Consider the following 20,065-nt stretch of genomic DNA (forward strand, 5'->3'; position numbering starts at 1 on the left):
AGCATTTCACAGTCCCATTTTCTGGTCAGAGGGGGAGAATTCGCTTACCGAATATGGGAAAGTGTGAGGGTGCGAAAGACCGTCGTAGCTCTGGCCGCGCCCCTGGTTGCTGGACTGCTGATGCCGGCCACGGCGTTGGCGGATCCGGACACCACACCGATCAATGCCAGCGAGTGCAATGACGCGTTCTGCACCCCTGGCATCACCGCCGGTGTGGAACTCGGTGCGCCGTGCAGCGACACCGGCTACTACGTCTTCGGCGTCGACACCCGCAACAACTGGGGCCGCCTGGTGTTCTGCGGTTCGCCGCGGCGCTACGAGCCGCGCTACTTCCGGTCACCGCCCATGGTCGGTGTCAAGGAGTTCAACACCAACTGCAGCGGGTACGAGAACGCTGTCGCCCAAGCGCCCGACGGCCTGTTCCTGACGTGCGGGATCCAGAACAACGAGTCGATCTGGGTTCGCGGCGACGCCTAGTCAGCCCGCCGCGGCGAAGCGGACGTTGATCTCGGTGAGCCCACGCAGGATGTAGGTGGGCTCGTAGCTGTAGCGCCGGTCTGCCGACGGCCCGTGTGCGTCCTCGTCGATGGTGATCTCACCCATCCGGTCCAGCATCCGCTCCAGGGATACGCGGCCCTCGACGCGGGCCAGCGGTGCCCCCGGGCAGGAGTGCACCCCGCGACCGAACGCGATGTGCTCGCGAACATTGGGCCGGCTCAACTGGAATTCGTGCGGATCGGTGAACCGGCGCGGGTCCCGGTTGGCCGCACCCGGCAACACCATGACGACGGTGCCGGCGGGGATCTCGAGATCGCCCAGCGTCGTCGACCGTCGCGCCAGCCGGGAGTCGCTCTTGACCGGACTTTCCAGCCGCAGCGACTCCTCGATGAAGGCGGGGATGAGGCTGCGATCGGTCCGCAGCGCCTGCTGAACGTCGGGCCGCTCGCCGAGCACCTTGATGGCCGCCGACAGCAGTTTCGCGGTGGTCTCCTGACCGGCGGCGAACAGGAACGTCGCGGTGCGCACCACGTCGATGATCTCCGGGGTGGAGCCGTCCGGGTACTTGGCGGTGGCCAGATCCGTGAGCACGTCGTCGCGCGGACGGCTGCGCCGGTCCTCGAGGTACCCGCTGAACTTCTCGTCGAGGAACTCCAGCGGATTGCGGCCCACTGATTCGTGGTCCAGGGAACCGACCCGGGCGCCGGGACGCTCGGCACCGAGAACCACCCGGAACTCCCGGTGATCCTCCTCGGGCACGCCCAGCAGGTCGGCGATCACCAGCAGCGAGAACGGCTTTGCGTACTCGGCGAGAAACTCCGCGCGGCCCTGGTCGAGGAACTCGTCGAGCTGCTGGTCGGCCAGCCGCCACATGAAGTCCTCGTTCTCCTTGAGCCGCTTGGGGGTCAGCAACCGGCTCAGCAGCGAGCGGGCCCGGGTGTGATCGGGCGGGTCCATCGTGACCATGTGCTCATACATCGGGAACTCGGTCCGGTGCGCGTCGATCTGCGCGTTGAGGTCGTGGCCCGCCGGGGTGAACGGAAGCGGGGGGAAGGGTCCACCGAGGGCGACGATCGAGGAGAAGTCCTCGACGTTCTTGTACACCGCGAGCGCTTCGTCGTAGCCGGTGACCGCGACGTACCCGTGCGGTGCGAGCCGCAGCACCGGGTTCTGCGCCCGCAGGTAGTCGTAGTACGGATACGGGTCGCCGACCAGTGACTGGTCGGTGAGGAAGTCGAGCCCGGCGAAGTCGGTCATGTATGAGTTCCTCCTCGATCGGCCACAGTGCTGAGCACTTGCTTAGCACGGGGTAAAGTGCGGGGTCAAGGTTGACCGCCGCAGCCCACGTACGATCGGCGTGTTCGATCGAGAGACGGAGGGGCCATGGCATCGGCGCGGCGGATCGGGGCGCCGGACGCAAAGAACCGCATGGCTCTGGTCGATGCCGCCGAACAGCTGATGCTCGACGAGGGCTACGCGGCGGTGACTTCCCGGCGGGTCGCCGAGAAGGCCGGCCTCAAGCCGCAGTTGGTGCACTACTACTTCCGCTCCATGGACGATCTGTTCCTGGAGGTGTTTCGCCGGTATGCGGATCTGGGCATGGCCGCCCACGAACGCGCGCTGGCCTCTCCGCAGCCGCTGTGGGCGCTGTGGCGGCACGGACTGAACCCGGCGGCCAGCCGGCTCACGATGGAGATGGCCGCACTGGCCAACCATCGCAAGGTGCTGCGCACCGAAATCTCGCAGTACGCCGAGCGGTTCCGGGAGCAGCAGCGGGCAGCCTTCGTGACTGCCCTGGAGCGCCATCAGGTACTGCCCGACGAGGTGCCTGCGGTGGTCTGGTCGGTGCTGATGACCGGGCTGTCCACCGTGCTGGTGATGGGGGAGGCGCTCGGCGTCACCGCCGGGCACCGCGAAACGCTGGAACTCGTCGAGCGCTACCTCACGCTGATGGAGGGGGAGCCGATGCCGGCCGAGGCCGAGTCAGCTCACCAGTGGCGCAACGAGCAGAGTGCGCCCTTGGCGCCGGAGTTCTCGGCAACCACGACGCCGTCGACTGCCAGCACGCAGTGAAAGTTGGGCGGGTTCGGTGACCTGCCGCTGGTGGCCATCACCATCGCCCACTCGTTGGGGTTGGCGAGCTGGACGTTGAGCACCCACTTCTGCGAGGGCCCGAGGTCGGCCTCGACGTTGGGGCTGAACAGGTAGGGGTCGTGGCTGTAGTCGGCCCAGTTCGGCGGATCGGTGTCGCGGTAGTAGATCTCCGCGCCGCGGAACGGCATCTCGGTGAACACGCTGTAGGTGACTTGGTGCATCACCGGGTCTTCGGCGTTCGCCGTCGCCTCGGCGGCAGCAACTCCGGCAGTGGCCAGAATGAGCGCTGAACCGACCCGGACGAACCTCATGGCGCAGCCTCGCACACCGCCTCCTTCACCAAAACCAGTTACCGGATTGTAGGGCCTGAAAGGGTCGGCTAACCGGCGAACCCGGGATATCGGGACTTGCTCACTTGGACCGGTTCATCACGCGGTCGGCGGCGTCCCAGTGTTCGTCGGAGACCCAAAACGCGGCAAACGCATCAATGGCCTGCTCGGCGGTACCGCCCGCGATCACGCGTTTGATGACACCGGCCGGCCGGTTGGCCAAAGACACTGCAAGTGAACGCCATTCGTCGGCGAACGACGACCGCGGCACCACCTTGTCGATCAGACCGAAATGGTGCGCCTCGGCGGCACCCAGAATCGTGCCGGAACCGGCCAGCATCAGAGCGCGGCCCTTGCCTACCAGTGCAGCCAGTCGCTCGGCGCCGCCCCAGGCGGGCATGATCTCCAGTGACACCTGATTGAAGCCGATCCGGATGTCGTCGGCGGCCACCCGGATGTCGGCAGCCACCGCCACTTCAGCCCCGCCGCCCAGCGCATGCCCATTGAGCGCGGCGATGACCGGTGCCGGGAAGTTCGCGATGCGGTCGCAGATGGTCCGCATCCGTCTGGCCATCGCGGCCGCCTCCTCGACGGTGCGCAGCGCGCTGAGTTCCTTGAGATCACCGCCCGAGACGAAGGCGCGGTCACCGCCACCGGTAATCACCAGGGCCCGAGCCCCGGCGGCGGCATCGAGCGCCTCTTCGAGTTCACCCATCGTGGACAGCGCGATGGCGTTGCGGGCATGCGGCCGGTCGATCGTGAGAACCGCCAGCCTGTCACTCCACTCGAGGTCCACCATTTTGGGTTCTCCGATTCCGGTATTGGCATTCTCGGCTTCGGAGAATAGCATCGCCAGCGACGTGGGAGGTGCAGGGAGGTCATGCGGAACATCCCGGTTGAGCTCAGAGAACACTACGAGGATCAGGGCTGGTGGACCCAGGAAACCCTGGGCGAGCTGCTCGCCCGTGGTTTGGCGGACAGTCCCGATACCGGGTTCTGCGTGCACTCCGACCTGCGGCCCTTCACCGGGACGTTCGGCGATGTGGAGATGATGGCCCGGCGGCTGGCCGCGGGGCTGCGGGCCCGCGGCGTCGGCCCCGGCGACGTGGTTGCCTTCCAGTTGCCGAATTGGGTCGAGGCGGCGGCCACCTTCTGGGCGTCGGCGTTCCTCGGGGCGGTGGTGGTGCCGATCGTGCACTTCTACGGCCGCAAGGAGCTGGGCTACATCCTGCAGACCGCCAAACCCACGGTGTTCATCACCACCGAGCGGTTCCGGCACATGGAGTTCCAGCCCGATCTGTGTCAGGACATCCCGATCGTGGGACTCGTCGGCACCGATTTCGACCAGTTGCTGGCCGACGAGCCGATGGCCGGTGAACTGCACACCGATCCCGCGTCGCCGACGCTTATCGCGTTCACCTCGGGCACCACCCGGGACCCCAAAGGCGTGATCCACAGTCACCAGACGCTGAGCTTCGAGACCCGGCAGCTGCTGGCCAACTACGCGACCGACCGGGGCCGTCAGATCACCGCTACCCCGGTCGGCCATTTCATCGGAATGGTGGGTGCCTTCCTGATCCCGGTGATCGAGGGCGCGCCGGTGGACCTGTGCGACGTCTTCGACCCGGGTCGCGTCCTGGAATTGATGGAGTCGCATGGCATGTCGATGGGCGGTGGGCCGCCGTACTTCGTGACCAGCCTGCTCGACCATCCCGATTTCACCGATGCCCATCTGAGCCGGATCAAGACCGTCGGCCTCGGCGGATCCACGGTGCCGGCCGCGGTGACCCGCCGGCTGGCCGATCTGGGCATCCATGTGTTCCGCTCCTACGGCAGTACCGAGCACCCGTCGATCACCGGCTCGGCGCAGGACGCCCCGGAGGACAAGCGCTTGCTGACCGACGGCAATGTGCGACCGGGGGTGGAGATCCGGCTGACCGAGGACGGCGAAATACTCTCGCGTGGACCGGATCTGTGTCTGGGCTACACCGATGACGAGTTGACCACGAAGGCCTTCGACGACGACGGCTGGTACCACACCGGTGACATCGGAATCCTCGATGAGGACGGCTATCTGACCATCACCGATCGCAAGGCGGACTTCATCATTCGCGGCGGCGAGAACATCAGCGCCCTGGAGGTCGAGGAGGTGCTGCTGACCATGCCCGCGGTGGCCGAGGCGGTGGTGGTCGCCGCGCCGGAGCCCAGACTCGGCGAGCATGCCGCCGCCGTCCTGCGGATCCGTGACGGGTACACCATGCCGACCCTTGACGAGGTGCGCGCCCACTTCCAGGAAGCGGGCGCGGCCCGGCAGAAGTGGCCAGAGGAGCTGTACCAGGTCGACGACTACCCGCGGACCGCCAGCGGCAAGGTGCAGAAGTACCTGGTGCGCAAGAGTATTCGTGAAGGATTTCAGCCCTGAATCGGGACGGACTCGCCGGTGGCGGCGCGGTAGCCGGCCCGGTAGCCGAACACCATGCCGGGGCCGATGGTCCCGCCGGCGCCACCGTAAGCCCGGCCCGTCACGCCCGCCATCGCATTGCCCGCGGCGAACAGTCCGGGGATCGGCGCGCCGCTGACATGCAACACCCGCCCGTCGGCGTCGGTGCGGGGGCCGCCCTTGGTGCCCATCGACCCGACTGAGATCGGGACGGCGTAGTACGGTGCGGTATCGATGGGGCCCAACGTCTTTCCCGCCGTCGTGGCCGCCGTGGCGTCGCCCCAGTAACCGTCGTACGCGCTGGAACCACGGCCGAAGTCCGGGTCCACCTCGTCAGCCACATTGGTGTTCCACCGGTCCAGCGTCTGCGCCAGGCCCTCGGGATCGATCCCGGTCTTCTCGCCCAGTTCGGCCAGATCCGAGGACTGGTTGAACCACTCCGGCGCCGGGCCGTCCGGTTCGACGCCCAGGAATCCGTAGTGCTTGAGATGCAGTGAGTCGAACACCATCCAGGCGGGATCGTTCACGTAGCCACTGCGCGGGTCCAAGTAGTGGAACGCCCCGGCCATCGAGTTGTAGTCACACGCCTCGTTGACGAATCGCTTCCCGGCGCGGTTGACGATGATGCTGCGCGGGCGGGTGCGTTCCAGACGCACGCTGCGGCTGCGCGGTTTGCCCTCGATGGTGTCACCGGGGATCCGCACGATCGGCACCCACCAGGCCTCGCCCATATTGCCCAGATCGGCCCCCTGGGCCATCGCCATCCGCAGGCCGTCGCCGGTGTTGTTCGGCGGGGAAACTGCGCCGCGCATCGGGCCGCGCAGGAATGCCCCGACGAGGCTCTCGTCCCACTCGAAGCCGCCCGTCGCCAGGACCACCCCGCGGCGGGCCCGGACCGTAATCTCGCTGTCGGGCAGACTGATTCGCACGCCCACCACTGCGCCACCCTCGACCACCAGGTCGGTCGCCCTGGCCTGGGTCACCGGGACGATGCCGCGATCCAGCAGGCCCTTGAGCAGTCCGGCGATCAGCGCACCGCCAGCCACCACGATCTGTCCGCCCTGGTCGTCGACGTCGGCGTTGAGTCGGGCTCGGGTTTCGGCGTCGAAACCGACGTTGCTCCAGTCCGCAGGGAACGTGGTGATCCGGTCGGCCCAGTCGCCCAGTCGTGTCACCTGGTAGGGCAGCGGGCTCAGTGATCGGCCGCCGACGGTCTTGCCGCCCGGTAGCTCGGGCTTGTAATCCATGTAGCCCGGCGCGATTTCGAATCGCGCGTCGCTGTGGTTCTCGACGAAGTCGATCATCGGTGCGCCGGTGCGCACGAACGTCTCCACCAACTCCTCGTCCATCGCGCCGAGGGCCTGGGCCCGCAGATAGGCCATGGCGTCCTCGACGGGGAGGTCCACATCAGCGGAGCGGTTGTGCGCGGGCGTCCACACGATTCCGCCGGAGACGGCGGTGGTGCCACCCACCGTCGCGGCCTTCTCATAGATCGCCACCGAGGCACCGTTTGCTGCCGCGGTGAGCGCCGCGGTTAGCCCGGCTCCGCCGGTGCCGAGCACGACGACATCGGCCTCATGATCCCAGTGCTGCGAATCCGCGTCCGCCATGATCGGCTCCGTTCCTGACTGCAATTGCGGCGCAACGTGTTTCGTGTGTGCAGATAGCGCACCAAACCGTTCGTTCTTTACACGCTAACGACGCAATTCTCTGGCTGTCAAGCGAAGCGACGGCATTTCCGCAGTTCAGCGGGGTGCTTAACTGAGAACCGTCGAGAGCCGTTGCGCCGCTTCGATCATCGCGTCCTTGCCGCGCCGCACCACATCCTCGCGGTGCGAGATCAGATTGATGCACGTGTGCGGCGAGTTCGGCGGCCGGTGCACCGGAACCGCAAGACCGTAGGTGTTCGGTTCGATCTCGCCATGGGTAATCACCCAGCCCTGAGTGCGCGCCTGGGTCACGAGTTCGCGCTCCCCGGGTGTCGGCGGCATGCCGGCCAGCAGCGCGATCCCGGCCGCGCCGCGATCGAGCGGGTAGCGACTGCCTTCGTGGAAGGACAGTTGGTAGGAGACATGGGTCGGCACGATCACCGCGATGGCGACCTGTTGATCGCCCTCGGCCACCAGGAGCGAGACCGTGGTGCCGAGCTGGTCGGCCAGGTCGCGCAGGATCGGCAGGCTCAGTTCGCGGACGTTGTTGTCGAAGGTCGCCCCCAGGGCGGCCAGGCCCGCCGCCACCCGGAACCGGCCGTCCTCGCCCTTGGCGACCAGCCGGTACTGGGCCAGCGTGGTGAGCAGCCGGTAGGCGATGGTGCGGTGCACACCAATGCTGTCGGCGACCTGCTGGATGGTCAGGCCGTTGCGCGCGCCCGCGACCAATTGCAGGGCGTTGAGCCCGCGGGCCAATGTCTGCGATCCCGGTGCCGTGCTGACCGGCCGGTCGATCTTCATCTGCGTCATGCCGTCTCCGTGTCGGAGGTGCCAAAGATGAGCCGAACACCATCGCAGCTCCTTGACAGACGGCACTGCGAGAGTGATGCTTTCAATCTATAGCACACCATAGTTCAATAATTACACATACCGCTTACAAAAAGCGAGAATGTCATTATCACACTAGACAGGGGCAACTGGGTGTCGGAGTTCGAAAGCGTCTGGGGCGATCTGCAGGGCGTGGCGTTCTCGCAGGGATATCTGGACGTCAACGGGGTGCGCACCCGCTATCTGCACGCCGGTGAGCAGGACAAACCGGTGCTGGTGCTGTTGCACGGTTCCGGTGGCCACGCGGAGGCCTACGTCCGCAATCTCGAGGCACACGCCGAGCACTTCTCCACCTGGTCGATCGACATGCTCGGGCACGGCTACACCGACAAGCCCGGTCATCCGCTGGAGATTCCGCACTACGTCGACCACCTCGCGGCCTTCCTCGACACCATCGGCGCCGAGCGTGCCCACCTCTCCGGGGAGTCTCTCGGCGGCTGGGTGGTCTCCCGGTTTGCCGTCGACCACCCCGACCGCCTCGACCGGCTGGTGCTGAACACCGCGGGCGGCTCGCAGGCCGATCCGGAGGTGATGAAGCGGATCATCACCCTGTCGATGGCCGCGGCGGAGAACCCCAGCTGGGAGACGGTGCAGGCCCGGATCAAGTGGCTGATGGCCGACAAGACCAGGGATTACGACGACATCGTGGCGAGCCGCCAGCGGGTCTACCGGCAGCCCGGCTTCGTCAATGCGATGCGCGACATCATGGCCCTGCAGGATCCCGAGATCCGCCAGCGCAACCTGATGCGGCCGCAGGACTACGGCGCCATCAGCGCACCCACGTTGGTGCTGTGGACCAGCGACGACCCGACCGCCGATGTCAGCGAGGGCCGGCGGATCTCGGAGATGATCCCGGGTGCGCGCTTCGAGGTGATGGCCGGCTGCGGACATTGGCCGCAGTACGAGGATCCCAAGACGTTCGACCGGCTGCACATCGACTTTCTGCTGGGGCGGTGACGGTGGGCGCATCCGGGAATGGCAACGGCGCGGCACACGATGTCGACGTCGTCATCGTCGGTGCTGGGCCGGTGGGGTTGACGCTGGCCAATTCGCTTGGCCTGCAGGGTGTTCGTACGCTGATCGTCGAGGAGCGCGACGCGCTCATCGACTACCCCCGCGGCGTCGGCTTGGACGACGAGGCGCTGCGGACGTTCCAGGGCATCGGCGTGGTCGAGGCGGTCCTGCCGCATACCGTGCCCAACCAGATCCTGCGATTCTTCGACGGCAAACGGCGGCTGCTGGCCGAGATGGCGCCGCCCGACGCACGGTTCGGCTGGCCCAAGCGCAACGGCTTCGTCCAGCCGTTGGTCGACGCCGAACTGCTCAGGGGCCTGGACCGGTTCGACCATGTCGAGGTCGCGTGGGCTCACCCGATGAGCACCATCATCGAGTCCGACCACGGGGTCACCGTCGAATTGGCACCCTCGTCGGGTACCCGTCGGGTGCGCGCCCGTTATGTCGTCGGCTGCGACGGCGGCCGAAGTGCCACAAGGCATCTCATGGGGGTGTCGTTCGACGGCACCACCTCCTCGACCCGCTGGCTGGTGGTCGACGTCGCCAACGACCCGCTCGGCCATCCCAACAGCGAGGTCGGCGCCGACCCGGCCCGGCCCTATGTGTCGATCTCGATCGCCCACGGTATTCGGCGCTTCGAGTTCATGATCCACGCGCACGAATCCGACGAACTCGCCGAGGATCCGGCCTTCGTTGCCAGAATGCTCGGCCAGCTGATCCCGTACCCGGAGAAGGCCGACATCATCCGCAGGCGGGTCTACACCCACCATTCGCGGATCGCCGGATCGTTCCGGGCGGGCCGGCTGCTGATCGCCGGGGATGCCGCGCATCTGATGCCGGTATGGCAGGGCCAGGGCTACAACAGCGGGATCCGGGATGCCGGCAACCTGGGCTGGAAGCTGGCCGCGGTGGTCAAGGGCCAGGCCCGCGACGAACTGCTGGACACCTACGACGTCGAGCGCCGTAAGCACGCCAGGGCGATGATCGACCTGTCGACCACGGTGGGCCGGGTGATCTCGCCGACGAACCGCCGGGTGGCGGGGCTGCGCGACGTGGTGATCCGCGGCGCATCGCTGGTTCCGACCCTGAAGCGCTACGTGCTCGAGATGCGGTTCAAGCCGATGCCGTTCTACGACCACGGCGCGGTGGTGCACAACAACCCGCCCTCGCCCGGGGTGGGCACATTGTTCATCCAGCCGCGGGTGGATACCCGCCAAGCACAGAACGTCCTGCTCGACGACGTGCTGGGCCCCTGGTTCGCAGTGCTGTGCTGGAACAACAATCCGCGAAAGATCCTGGGGGAGGACGGCTTTGCGGCGTGGAAGTCGCTCGGTGCGGTGTTCGTCGCACTGCGGCCGCTGACCCAGCTGTCCTGGCCGGACCAGGATGACCCCGACGTCATCGTGGTGGGCGATCGCACTGGGGCGCTCAAGGCCTGGTTCGACGCCCGCGAGGAATCGGTGATGTTCCTGCGCCCCGACCGCTGCATCGCCGGCGCGTGCATCGCTCAGCGTGCACCGGAATTGAGCGCGGCCCTCCTCGACACCCTGACCCTGATCCCGGGAGGCACCAATGACACTGGCCCTCTGCTGCATGTCGCACAGCCCGCTGCTGAACCTTCCGGGTCCGTCGGCGGAACTGCTTGAGGACGTGGAGGGCGCACTGACCACCGCACGCGACTTCGTCAGCGAGTACGACCCGGAACTGGTCGTCATCTTCTCACCGGACCACTACAACGGTTTCTTCTACAAGTTGATGCCGGCCTTCTGCATCGGCACCGCCGCGACCGGGGTGGGTGACTACGGCACCCAGACCGGGTCCCTGACGGTGCCGGCCGAGCTGGCCACCCAGCTCGCCGAACATGTCCTGGATTCCGGAGTGGACGTGGCGATCTCGGCGGGCATGGATGTCGACCACGGCACCGTGCAGCCGCTGGAAAGGCTGTTCGGTGACGCGACCGCGGTACCGGTCATTCCGATCTTCATCAACTCGGTGGCCACCCCGCTGGGCCCGCTGCACCGGGCCAGGGCGTTGGGTGCAGCGGTGGGCGCGTTCCTGACAACGCTGGACACCCGCGTGCTCGTGGTGGGATCTGGTGGCCTGTCCCATGATCCGCCGGTGCCGACCTTGGCGACGGCGCCGCCCGCCGCGCTGGACCGCATCGTGCATGGTGCCCCCATGACGCCCGAACAGCGGCTTGCCCGTCAGGATGCCGTCGCGGCCGCGGCCCGGCAGTTCGCCGCGGGCGAGGGCTCCTGCCAGCCGCTCAACCCCGACTGGGACCGGTCCTTCCTGGACCTCATGGACAGCGCCCGGTTCGCCGAACTAGACGGCTGGACCAACACCTGGATCGCCGGTGAGGCCGGTAACTCCGCCCATGAGGTGCGGACCTGGGTGGCCGCGTTCGCCGCGCTCGCCGCGCTGGGGCCGTACCGGACGGTGGACCACTACTATCGGGCCGCGCCGGACCTCATCGCCGGCTTCGCTATGCGCACCGCTGTTCCGGTGGGAGCAGGCCGATGAGCGGGTATTCCTTCGACAGCTCTGTCGACGTCCTCGTCATCGGGTCCGGCGGCGGCGGGATGACCGCGGCCCTGGCCGCCCACGCCGCCGGCTTGGACACCCTCGTCGTCGAAAAGTCCGCGCAGTTCGGCGGTTCCACCGCGTTGTCCGGCGGTGGTATCTGGGTGCCCGGGGCACCCTCGCAGAAGCGCGAGGGCTATGCCCCCGATCCCGAGGATGTCAAGACCTACCTCCGCCAGATCACCGGCGGTCTGGTCAGCGACGAACGCATCGCCGCCTACGTCGACTACGCGCCGCAGATGATGGAGTTCCTCGAGCAGACCAGCAGTTGGTGCGAATTCGTCTGGAAGCCGGGCTACGCCGACTACTACCCGGAGGTGCCCGGAGGTTCCGAACTGGGCAGCACGATCAACGTCCCGCCGATCGACCTGCGCAAGCTCGGCGAGGAAGAGGAGAACCTGCTCAAGCCGCTTGCGCTGGCACCCAAGGGAATCTGGCTGGGCCCCAAAGACCTTCGGCTGTTCTACCAGGTGCGGCAGAACTGGCGCGGCAAAGTCGTCCTGCTCAAGCTGCTCTGGCGTAAGTTCCGTGCGCACGCGTTCGGGGAGCGGATCGCCGCCATCGGGCAGTCGCTGTCGGCGCGGCTTCGGTTGGCGATGAAGGAGCAGGGCATCCCGCTGTGGCTGGACTCGCCGATGACCGAACTGATCACCGACCTCGACGGTGCCGTCATCGGAGCCGTCGTCGAACGCGACGGCGTAGCGCGGCGGATCGGTGCGCGGCGCGGGGTCATCCTGGCCTCCGGCGGCTTCGACCACGACATGGCCTGGCGCCGTGAACATCTGCCCGAGCTCACCGACGACTGGAGTTTCGGCAATCCGGCCGCCATGGGGGACGGGATCCGGGCGGCCGAGAAGGTCGGCGCTGGAACGGATCTGCTCGACGAGGCCTGGTGGTTCCCCGCGATCTGCTGGCCCGACGGTCGTCTGCAGTTCATGCTCAACGAACGGATGATGCCGTCGCAGTTCGTCGTCAACGGCGCCGGGCGGCGGTTCATCAATGAGGCCGCCCCCTACATGGACTTCGCGCACGCGATGATCGAAGGTCAGCGCAGCGGGGTCAGCCACATCCCGTGCTGGCTGATCACCGACACCCGCTCGTTCCACCGCTACGTCGTGGCCGGCCACCTGCCGCTGCCGAAAGTTCCGGGCGCCCCGGTACCCACCGGCCGCAAGGTTCCCCGGGCCTGGCTGGACTCCGGTGTGGTCCGGCAGGCGGCCACCCTCGACGAACTGGCCGTCGCGATAGGCGTCCCGCCCGGCGAATTGCGTCGCACCGCAGAGCGGTTCAACGATCTGGCCCGCAGCGGCCACGACGACGACTTCAACCGGGGTGACAGCGCCTACGACAACTACTACGGCGACCCCACGCTGCCCAACCCAAACCTGTATCCGCTCACCACGCCGCCGTATCTGGCCTTCCAGATCATCCTCGGCGACCTCGGCACCTCGGGAGGTCTGCGCACCGACGAACATGCCCGCGTCCTGCGGTCCGACGACACGGTGATCGACGGCCTGTACGCCGTCGGCAACACCTCGGCCGCGGTCATGGGCCGCAGCTACGCCGGAGCGGGCGCCACCATCGGCCCGGCCATGACATTCGGATACATCGCCGCCAACCACATCGCCGGTCGCACCGGCGACCGCTCTGCCAGCCAACAGGATTCGACACATTCCATCGGAGGTAAGTAGTCATGAAGATTTCGCTGTTCTACGAGTTCCCGCTGCCGCGGCCGTGGGGGGAGGACGACGAACACCAGCTCTTCCAGCACGGGCTGACCGAGGTGGAGGCCGCTGACAAGGCCGGCTTCTCCACGGTGTGGCTCACCGAGCACCACTTCCTGGAGGAGTACTGCCACTCGACGGCTCCCGAGATGTTCCTGGCCGCGGCCAGCCAGCGCACCAAGAACATCCGGCTCGGGTTCGGCGTGATGCATCTGCCGCCGGCGATCAACCACCCCGCCCGCATCGCCGAACGGGTCGCCACCCTGGACCACCTGTCCAACGGCCGGGTGGAGTACGGCACCGGGGAGGGCTCGTCGGTAGCCGAGCTCGGCGGCTTCGATATCGATCCGGCCGACAAGCGCACCATGTGGGAAGAGGCCCTTGAGGTGTCGATCCGCTGCATGGTGGAGACCCCGTTCAGCGGGTTCAAGGGTGAACATGTCGAGATGCCGGCCCGCAACGTCATCCCCAAGCCGCTGCAGTCGCCGCACCCGCCGGTCTGGGTGGCCTGCACCCGGCCGTCCTCGGTCCAGATGGCCGCCCAGAAGGCCATCGGCGCACTGAGTTTCGCCTACACCGGCCCGGAGGCCCTCAAGGACCGGGTGGACGGGTACTACCAGGAGTTCGCCGAAAAGGGTGTCCCCGTGACGCCGGCGATCAACCCGAACATCCTGGCCATCGGTGGTGACCTGTCGATGATGGTGGCCAAGACCGACGAGGAGGCGCTGGCGCGTCTCGGCATCGGCGGCGGCTTCTTCTCGTTCGGCATCATGCACTACTACCTGACCGGTATGCACACCCCGGGCCGCACCAAGGTCTGGGAGAGCTACGAGGCGGCGGTCAAGGAGGATCCGACACTGGCCTACGGGCCCGGTCGCGGCGCGATCGGCTCCCCGGAGACCGTGCGGGAGTTCCTGCGCGGCTACGAGGCCAGCGGCGTTGATGAGATCATCCTGCTGCTCAACCCGCGCAGCCATGAGGGCACCATGGAGTCCATCGAGATCATGGGCTCGCAGATCCTGCCCGAGTTCATCGAGCGCGACGAGAAGGCCGTGGCGGAGAAGGCCAAGCGGCTGGCCCCGGTCATCGAGCAGGTGGAAAGCCGCCGGCAGCCCTCGGACGCACCGCTGTTCGACGAGACCTACTCCTTCGGTGGACTGCCGACCGGCCGGGGCGGGAAGTTCACCGCCGGTGAGATTCCCGAGGCCATGGCCGAGATCAACGAAGGCCGCGTGAAAGCCGCGCAGCTGGAGAAGGAGAAGCGGGAAGCCCGCTAGAGCGTGGCCCACATCGAGGATCTGCTGCGCTACGACGGGCGCCGTGTCGCGGTGACCGGCGCCGCATCCGGGATCGGTGCGCAGCTGTGCAGCCAGCTGGCCGACCTGGGCGCCGAGGTGACCGGTCTGGACCTGCGCCCGCCGGCTACCGGGACGGGGCTGGCGGAGTTCGTCGAGATCGACCTCGCCGACGAGGCATCGGTCCGGCGCGCCGCGCACGCCGTTGGCGGACAGCTGCATTCGCTGTTCAACGTCGCAGGCGTGTCCTCCGGAATCGGTGACCCGCTGAAGGTCGTGCGGATCAACTTCCTGGGCACCCGGCTGTTCACCGAGGCGCTGCTGCCGTCGCTTGCACCGGGCGGGTCGGTGGTGTGCGTGTCGTCGCTGGCGGCCGCTCACTACCGCGACCACCTGGCGGAGGTGGCCGGACTGCTGGCCACCGGATCGGTGGCCGAGGGGATCGACTGGTGCAGCCGGCACCCCGAGGCCCTGGCCGACGGGGGATACCGGCTGTCCAAGGAGGCCATCATCGGCTACACCGTGCGCAACGCGGTGCCGCTGGGCGCCAGGGGAATCCGGATCAACTGCACCGCACCGGGCGTCACCGAGACGCCCATCCTCGATCAGCTCCGCACGGCCTACGGCTCGGACTATCTCGACTCCATCCCCAAACCACTGGGGCGGGTGTCGGACCCGGCGGAGCAGGCCGCGGTGCTGGCCTTCCTGGGCAGTGCGGCCGCTGGATACATCACCGGGCAGGTGATCTGGGTGGACGGCGGTAACGTCGCAGCCCGACAGGCTGTCGATTTCGAGGAAGGTGGGCACCGTGGCCAGCATGAGTGATTTCCGGCGGGTCTCCGATGACGTCCGCAACTGGGGCCGCTGGGGTGCGGACGACGAGCTGGGCACGCTGAACTTCATCACCGCCGGGAAGGTGGCCCAGGCCGCGTCCCTGGTGTCCCGCGGTGCGATCTTCCCGCTCGGTGTCGAGTTCGGCTCGTCCGGGCCGCAGGGCGCGTTCAAGTACCGGCAGAACCCGACCCACGTCATGACGATCGACGGTGGCGACGCCGACACCCTGCTGAAGTACGGGCCGTCCTGGCTGCAGAACCCGGGCGCGGTGCAGCTGAGCAGCTACAGCAAGAACGGTCCGATGCGGTTCAACGACGACATGATCATCATGCCGTTGCAGGCCGCCACCCAATGGGATGCGCTGTCCCACGTCTACTACGAGGACAAGCTGTACAACGACTTCCCCGCCGACTCGGTGACCAGCCTGGGCGCCTACTACCTGGGCATTGACAAGGTTGTCAGCAAGGGCATCACGTCGCGCGGCGTGCTGCTCGACATCGTCAAGTTGCGCGGTGTGCCCACCTTCTGCGAGCTCGGTGAGCCCATCACCCCCGCTGACCTCGACGAGGCCGCCAGGACCCAGGGAGTGACTGTCGAACCCGGTGACATCGTCCTGATCAAAACGGGTTGGTGGGCACGGTTTCTCGAGACAGGTAACGGCGCTGAACCCGGTGCCGGGCTGGACTGGACTTGCGCGTCGTGGCTGGCCGATTACCAGGTGGCGGCCGTGGCCGCCGACAACCTGATGGTGGAGAACCCGGTCTCCGGCGTGGATGACGCCATCCTGCCCATGCACATGCTCTGTCTGCGCGATATGGGGCTGATGCTGGGCGAGTACTGGAACCTCAACGAGCTCGCCGCCGACTGTGCCGCCGACGGCCGCTACGACTTCCAGCTCGTGGCGCCGCCGCTGTCCGTCACCGGTGCGGTGGGCTCACCGGTGAATCCGATCGCCATCAAGTAACGAAACAGAGGGCTGATGACTGATACCCCCCTGGTCGTCGGGTTGGGGGGCACCCTGCGTGCCAACTCGTCGACCGAACGTGCCCTGCGGCATTGTCTGCAGGCTGTCGAGGCGCGCGGTGGCCACACCGAATTGTTCTGCGGCGCAGACCTTGACCTGCCGATGTACAACCCGCACGATCCCGCCCGCACCGACAAGGCCATCGGCCTGATCGACGGCCTGCGCCGCGCCGACGCCGTCGTGGTCGCCTCGCCGGGTTACCACGGGGCGGTGTCGGGTCTGGTCAAGAACGCGCTGGACTACATCGAGGACATGCGAGCCGATTCCACCGTCTACCTGGACAACAAACCCTGGGGGGTGATCAGCTGCGCCTACGGCTGGCAGGCCGCGGTCGGCACACTCGGCCAGCTGCGGGTGGTCGGGCATGCCCTTCGCGCCTGGCCCACCCCGCTGGGGGTGGCCATCAACTCCGCCGAACCGGTGTGGAACACCGACGGCGAACTGGTCGACACCGGTGTGCGCAGCCAGTTGGAGCTGCTGGCCACTCAGCTGGTGACCTTCGCGCGGTCGACGGCCGCCCCGGCATGACGGCGCACCGCAGCATCCTCGTCGACGGGCTGAGCACGCACTTCCTGGAGGCCGGCGAGGGCGATCCGGTGGTGCTGCTGCACGGTGGCGAGTTCGGTGCCAGTGCTGAAATCGGTTGGGAGCGGATCATTCCGGAGTTGGCCACCCGCTACCGGGTCCTGGCACCGGACATGCTGGGCTTCGGTGAGTCGGCGAAGGTGGTCGACTTCACCGACGGCCGCGGGATGCGGATCCGCCACATCGCGCGGTTCTGCGAGGTGCTGGGGATCGACTCCGCGCACTTCGTCGGCAACTCGATGGGGGCGATCAATCTGCTCACCGATCTGACGTCTGAAAGCCCGGTGCTGCCGGTGCGCAGCGCCGCCGCGATCTGCGGAGGTGGTGAGATCCAGAAGAACCCGCACACCGCCGCCCTCTACGACTACGACGCCACCTTCGAGGCCATGCGCGCCATCGTGGCGGCGCTGTTCTTCGACCCGGCCTATCCCGCCGATGAAGACTATGTGCGGCGCCGGTACGAATCGAGTATCGCTCCGGGCGCCTGGGAATCGTTGGCGGCGGCCCGTTTTCGCCGTCCGGGACTTGAGGCGCCAGCGACGCCGTCGAGTGCGCGTGCCTACCAGCGCATCGCCGTGCCGGTTCTCGTCGTCGAGGGAGCGGGGGACAAGCTGTTGGCGCCGGGCTGGGCGGCCGAGATTGCCGGGCAGATCGCCGGAGCCACCTCCGCGGTGATCGATGCCGCCGGACATTGCCCGCAGATCGAGCAGCCGCAGGCGCTGTGCCGGGTGGTGCTCGACTTCCTCGACTCAGGCGCTCTGGGCTGAGGCGGCAGCCTTCTTCAATTCCCGGTAGGCCTGCAGGGTGTGCTCGGCAAGTGCCGAAACATCCTCGATCGCCGCGGTATTGGCGACGAAACCGAAGTCCATATGGTCGTGGTAGGAGCTCAGCGTGACGTTGAGCCCGATCGAGGCGGCCAGGGCGGAGATGGGGTAGATGCCCTGCAGCTGTGCACCATTGAGATAGCGGGGCTCTTTGATGCCGGGCACATTGGAGATCACCAGGTTGCAGGCCGGCGGCGTGACGTGGTCGACGTGGGTCTGGGCACCGAGGACCGCCAACCCGAGCAGCCCCGCGCCGTAGGTCATCGCGGTGTCCGACGACCAGCCGTCGAGATCCTGCTTGGCGGCCTGGACCGACTCCACGATCTGCTGGATGCGTTGTGCCACCGGCACCTGCGGCTCGCCCAGGCGGGGGAACAGCGCACTGACCCGGGTTCCGGTGGTGGTATCGCCCTCGGTGCGCAACGACACCGGGATCATCGCGACCAGCCGGTGCGGAAAGTGGTCGCCGGCATCCGCGAGGTAGGCGTGCACCCCCGCGTCGACGATGGTGGCGGCGACGTCGTTGAGCGTGCCGCCGAAGCGGTGCCCGATCTGGTGCATTTCCTCCAGCGGCAGGGACAGCGTGGCGAAGCTCCGGCCCTGCTTGAGGGGTCGGTTGGTGGGGGCGTGGTGGGCGAGGAACGGCACACTGCCCTTGGGGTCACCGCCGACGGCCGCGGAGATGGCTTTGCGCAGCATCTCCAGGGAGATCTGGTTGACCGCACCGGCTTGGGAGACCACCGAGCGGATCGAGTCGGTGATCTTGTGCAGCAGCGGGGTCGGCGAGTGCGGCTCCTCGGCCGGTGCCGTGGCGGGTAGCGCGAAGGCCGGCTCGGGGACGCGGCGTTCGTCGGTGCTGGACAGTCCCTGATAGAGCATCCGCAGCCCGGACACTCCGTCGACGATGCTGTGGTGGGTCTTGGTGTAGATCGCGAACCGGCCACCGGGGACGTTGTCGATGATCCAGCACCGGAACAGCAATCGGTCGCGATCGAGCATCGGTTCGTGCAGGTCGGCCACCAGCCGCAACAGGTCCTGGTAGGAGCTGCCGGACGGCAGCGTCAGGTGTCCGACGTGGTAGTAGGGGTCCCAGGTGTCCGTCTCGCGAAAGTGCGGCGTGCCGCGACTGACCAGTTCCGGCACCAGGGTGAACGGCGGGGTCGGGCGACACTGCCGGTAGGCGTCGACGATTTCCCGCACCACCGCCGACCCGCCCCGCGGCTTCTTGAACAACAGCATCGCACCGACGTGGGTGGTGCCGGCCGGGGTTTCGAACAACAGCCAGGACAGGTCCAGTGGCGCGATGGGCTGATTCATGTCGGACCTCCGGTCGCCTCGTGACCGAGATGCTTCTCGGTACGAGACACGGCCGCGAGGGCATTTGGACCCTGCCGCAGGCGACGGAGGTCCTGTGTACGCTCGTCCTACTTCAGGCAGCTGCCTGCGTCGATGGGCAGCGTGACCCCGGTGATGAAGCGGGCTTCGTCGGAGGCCAGGAACAGCACCGCGTTGCTGATGTCCACCGGCTCGACCCAGCCCACCGGCAGGGTGTGCATCAGCTGACCGATCGGCAGCAGGTCGTCGGGTCCCGGGTTCTCCAGATCGGGCCGGAACAGCTTCATCGTGGCCTCGTTCATGAACAGCGGTGTGTTCACGTTGGTCGGATGGACCGAGTTCACCCGGATGTTGTGCTGGCCGAGTTCCACGGCGAAGGTCCGCATCAAGCCCACCACACCGTGTTTGGCCGCGACGTAGTGGCCGGTGTGCGGGTAGGCCTTGAGGCCGCCGACCGAGCTGGTCAAGATGATCGATCCGCCCTTGCCACCGGAGAGGATACGCGGCACAGCGGCTTTCACGGTCTTCCAGACCCCGCCGAGGTTGATGTCGATCATGGCGGTCCAGTCTTCTTCGCTGGTCTTGTCCAGCGTGTTGCCGCCGTTGCCGATGCCGGCGTTGGCCACCACGATGTCCAAGCCGCCGAGTTGTTCGACGCCGCTGTCAACGGCGGCCTTCAACGCGTCGTAGTCCCGGACGTCGACTTCGGCGGTGACGATGCGTCGGTCGAAACCCTTGACCAGATCGGCGGTTTCGGCCAGATCCTCGGGAGTGGTCGCCGGGATGCGGTCGACGGTGTCGATCGGGCCGCAGATGTCCACGGCGATGATGTCGGCGCCCTCCTGCGCCAGTCGCACCGCGTGGCTGCGGCCCTGACCGCGAGCGGCTCCGGTGATGAATGCGACCTTGCCTGCTACACGTCCGGCCATAGGGTTCTCTCCTTCGTCAG

Annotated in this window: 18 protein-coding genes and 1 pseudogene; 12 read left to right on the forward strand and 7 right to left on the reverse strand. The window is 67.3% G+C overall.

From position 1 onward, the window contains the following. Window positions 1-69: 69 nt before the first annotated feature. On the forward strand, window positions 70-477 hold the full coding sequence (locus tag BN3385_RS15260) for a hypothetical protein (RefSeq protein ID WP_059017754.1): 408 nt from the start codon (window positions 70-72) through the stop codon (window positions 475-477). On the opposite strand, the gene BN3385_RS15265 is transcribed toward BN3385_RS15260, so the two are convergent. After that, window positions 478-1,755 (reverse strand): cytochrome P450, encoded by a 1,278-nt coding sequence (locus BN3385_RS15265; RefSeq protein ID WP_059017756.1) that lies wholly within the window; start codon window positions 1,753-1,755, stop codon window positions 478-480. Window positions 1,756-1,881: 126 nt separating this feature from the next. Here BN3385_RS15265 and BN3385_RS15270 point away from each other — a divergent pair, with 126 nt between their 5' ends. Further along, the gene (locus BN3385_RS15270; protein ID WP_059017758.1) at window positions 1,882-2,571 is read left to right on the forward strand and encodes a TetR/AcrR family transcriptional regulator; all 690 of its coding nucleotides are present in this window, start codon (window positions 1,882-1,884) and stop codon (window positions 2,569-2,571) included. Here the strand turns inward: BN3385_RS15270 and BN3385_RS15275 are convergent. Then, the gene (locus tag BN3385_RS15275; protein ID WP_059017759.1) at window positions 2,487-2,903 is read right to left on the reverse strand and encodes an Rv2576c family protein; all 417 of its coding nucleotides are present in this window, start codon (window positions 2,901-2,903) and stop codon (window positions 2,487-2,489) included. The two genes, BN3385_RS15270 and BN3385_RS15275, sit on opposite strands and share 85 nt — an antisense overlap. Before the next feature lie 100 nt (window positions 2,904-3,003). Continuing rightward, the gene (locus BN3385_RS15280; RefSeq protein ID WP_059022004.1) at window positions 3,004-3,720 is read right to left on the reverse strand and encodes an enoyl-CoA hydratase/isomerase family protein; all 717 of its coding nucleotides are present in this window, start codon (window positions 3,718-3,720) and stop codon (window positions 3,004-3,006) included. An 81-nt stretch (window positions 3,721-3,801) separates the two neighbouring features. On the opposite strand from BN3385_RS15280, the gene BN3385_RS15285 reads away from it, so the two are divergent. Further along, window positions 3,802-5,343: an AMP-binding protein gene (locus BN3385_RS15285; RefSeq protein ID WP_059017761.1), complete on the forward strand. Its 1,542-nt coding sequence runs from the start codon at window positions 3,802-3,804 to the stop codon at window positions 5,341-5,343. On the opposite strand, the gene BN3385_RS15290 is transcribed toward BN3385_RS15285, so the two are convergent. Both BN3385_RS15290 and BN3385_RS15295 read right to left on the reverse strand, forming a co-directional pair. Then, window positions 5,334-6,971 carry an FAD-dependent oxidoreductase gene (locus BN3385_RS15290; RefSeq protein WP_059017763.1) on the reverse strand — a complete coding sequence of 546 codons (1,638 nt, stop codon included), beginning with the start codon at window positions 6,969-6,971 and terminating at the stop codon, window positions 5,334-5,336. The genes BN3385_RS15285 and BN3385_RS15290 overlap by 10 nt on opposite strands. Before the next feature lie 147 nt (window positions 6,972-7,118). Continuing rightward, the gene (locus BN3385_RS15295) at window positions 7,119-7,820 is read right to left on the reverse strand and encodes an IclR family transcriptional regulator (RefSeq protein ID WP_059017765.1); all 702 of its coding nucleotides are present in this window, start codon (window positions 7,818-7,820) and stop codon (window positions 7,119-7,121) included. 171 nt (window positions 7,821-7,991) lie between these two features. Here BN3385_RS15295 and BN3385_RS15300 point away from each other — a divergent pair, with 171 nt between their 5' ends. From BN3385_RS15300 to BN3385_RS15340, 9 genes and pseudogenes are all read left to right on the forward strand, one after another. Beyond that, complete coding sequence (locus BN3385_RS15300; protein WP_059017767.1) at window positions 7,992-8,855, forward strand: alpha/beta fold hydrolase; 864 nt, start codon at window positions 7,992-7,994, stop codon at window positions 8,853-8,855. A gap of 2 nt (window positions 8,856-8,857) precedes the next feature. Beyond that, window positions 8,858-10,558, forward strand: coding sequence for a bifunctional 3-(3-hydroxy-phenyl)propionate/3-hydroxycinnamic acid hydroxylase (locus BN3385_RS15305; protein WP_059017769.1), 1,701 nt, complete (start codon window positions 8,858-8,860; stop codon window positions 10,556-10,558). Continuing rightward, entirely contained in the window at window positions 10,485-11,435 is a 951-nt protein-coding gene (locus BN3385_RS15310) for a 3-carboxyethylcatechol 2,3-dioxygenase (RefSeq protein WP_082690490.1), read from the forward strand. Before BN3385_RS15305 ends, BN3385_RS15310 begins: the two co-directional genes overlap by 74 nt. Next, window positions 11,432-13,186 (forward strand): FAD-binding protein, encoded by a 1,755-nt coding sequence (locus BN3385_RS15315; protein WP_059017773.1) that lies wholly within the window; start codon window positions 11,432-11,434, stop codon window positions 13,184-13,186. The genes BN3385_RS15310 and BN3385_RS15315 overlap by 4 nt, the downstream gene beginning before the upstream one ends. A gap of 2 nt (window positions 13,187-13,188) precedes the next feature. Beyond that, a complete protein-coding gene (locus BN3385_RS15320; protein WP_059017775.1) occupies window positions 13,189-14,496 on the forward strand; it encodes an LLM class flavin-dependent oxidoreductase in 1,308 nt (435 codons plus the stop codon). A gap of 3 nt (window positions 14,497-14,499) precedes the next feature. Then, window positions 14,500-15,335, forward strand: a pseudogene (locus tag BN3385_RS15325) (coniferyl-alcohol dehydrogenase). Beyond that, window positions 15,332-16,312 (forward strand): cyclase family protein, encoded by a 981-nt coding sequence (locus BN3385_RS15330; RefSeq protein ID WP_502688069.1) that lies wholly within the window; start codon window positions 15,332-15,334, stop codon window positions 16,310-16,312. The pseudogene BN3385_RS15325 and the gene BN3385_RS15330 overlap by 4 nt, the downstream one beginning before the upstream one ends. 15 nt (window positions 16,313-16,327) lie before the next feature. After that, window positions 16,328-16,900 (forward strand): NADPH-dependent FMN reductase, encoded by a 573-nt coding sequence (locus tag BN3385_RS15335; protein ID WP_059017779.1) that lies wholly within the window; start codon window positions 16,328-16,330, stop codon window positions 16,898-16,900. Further along, on the forward strand, window positions 16,897-17,724 hold the full coding sequence (locus BN3385_RS15340; RefSeq protein ID WP_059017781.1) for an alpha/beta fold hydrolase: 828 nt from the start codon (window positions 16,897-16,899) through the stop codon (window positions 17,722-17,724). Before BN3385_RS15335 ends, BN3385_RS15340 begins: the two co-directional genes overlap by 4 nt. On the opposite strand, the gene BN3385_RS15345 is transcribed toward BN3385_RS15340, so the two are convergent. Then, entirely contained in the window at window positions 17,707-19,098 is a 1,392-nt protein-coding gene (locus tag BN3385_RS15345) for a wax ester/triacylglycerol synthase family O-acyltransferase (RefSeq protein WP_059017783.1), read from the reverse strand. The two genes, BN3385_RS15340 and BN3385_RS15345, sit on opposite strands and share 18 nt — an antisense overlap. Window positions 19,099-19,205: 107 nt before the next feature. Beyond that, on the reverse strand, window positions 19,206-20,045 hold the full coding sequence (locus BN3385_RS15350; RefSeq protein WP_059017785.1) for a mycofactocin-coupled SDR family oxidoreductase: 840 nt from the start codon (window positions 20,043-20,045) through the stop codon (window positions 19,206-19,208). Window positions 20,046-20,065 lie beyond the last annotated feature (20 nt).

Origin of the sequence: Mycobacterium sp. M26, from assembly GCF_001494595.1 — a bacterium.
In the GTDB taxonomy this organism is placed as follows: domain Bacteria; phylum Actinomycetota; class Actinomycetes; order Mycobacteriales; family Mycobacteriaceae; genus Mycobacterium.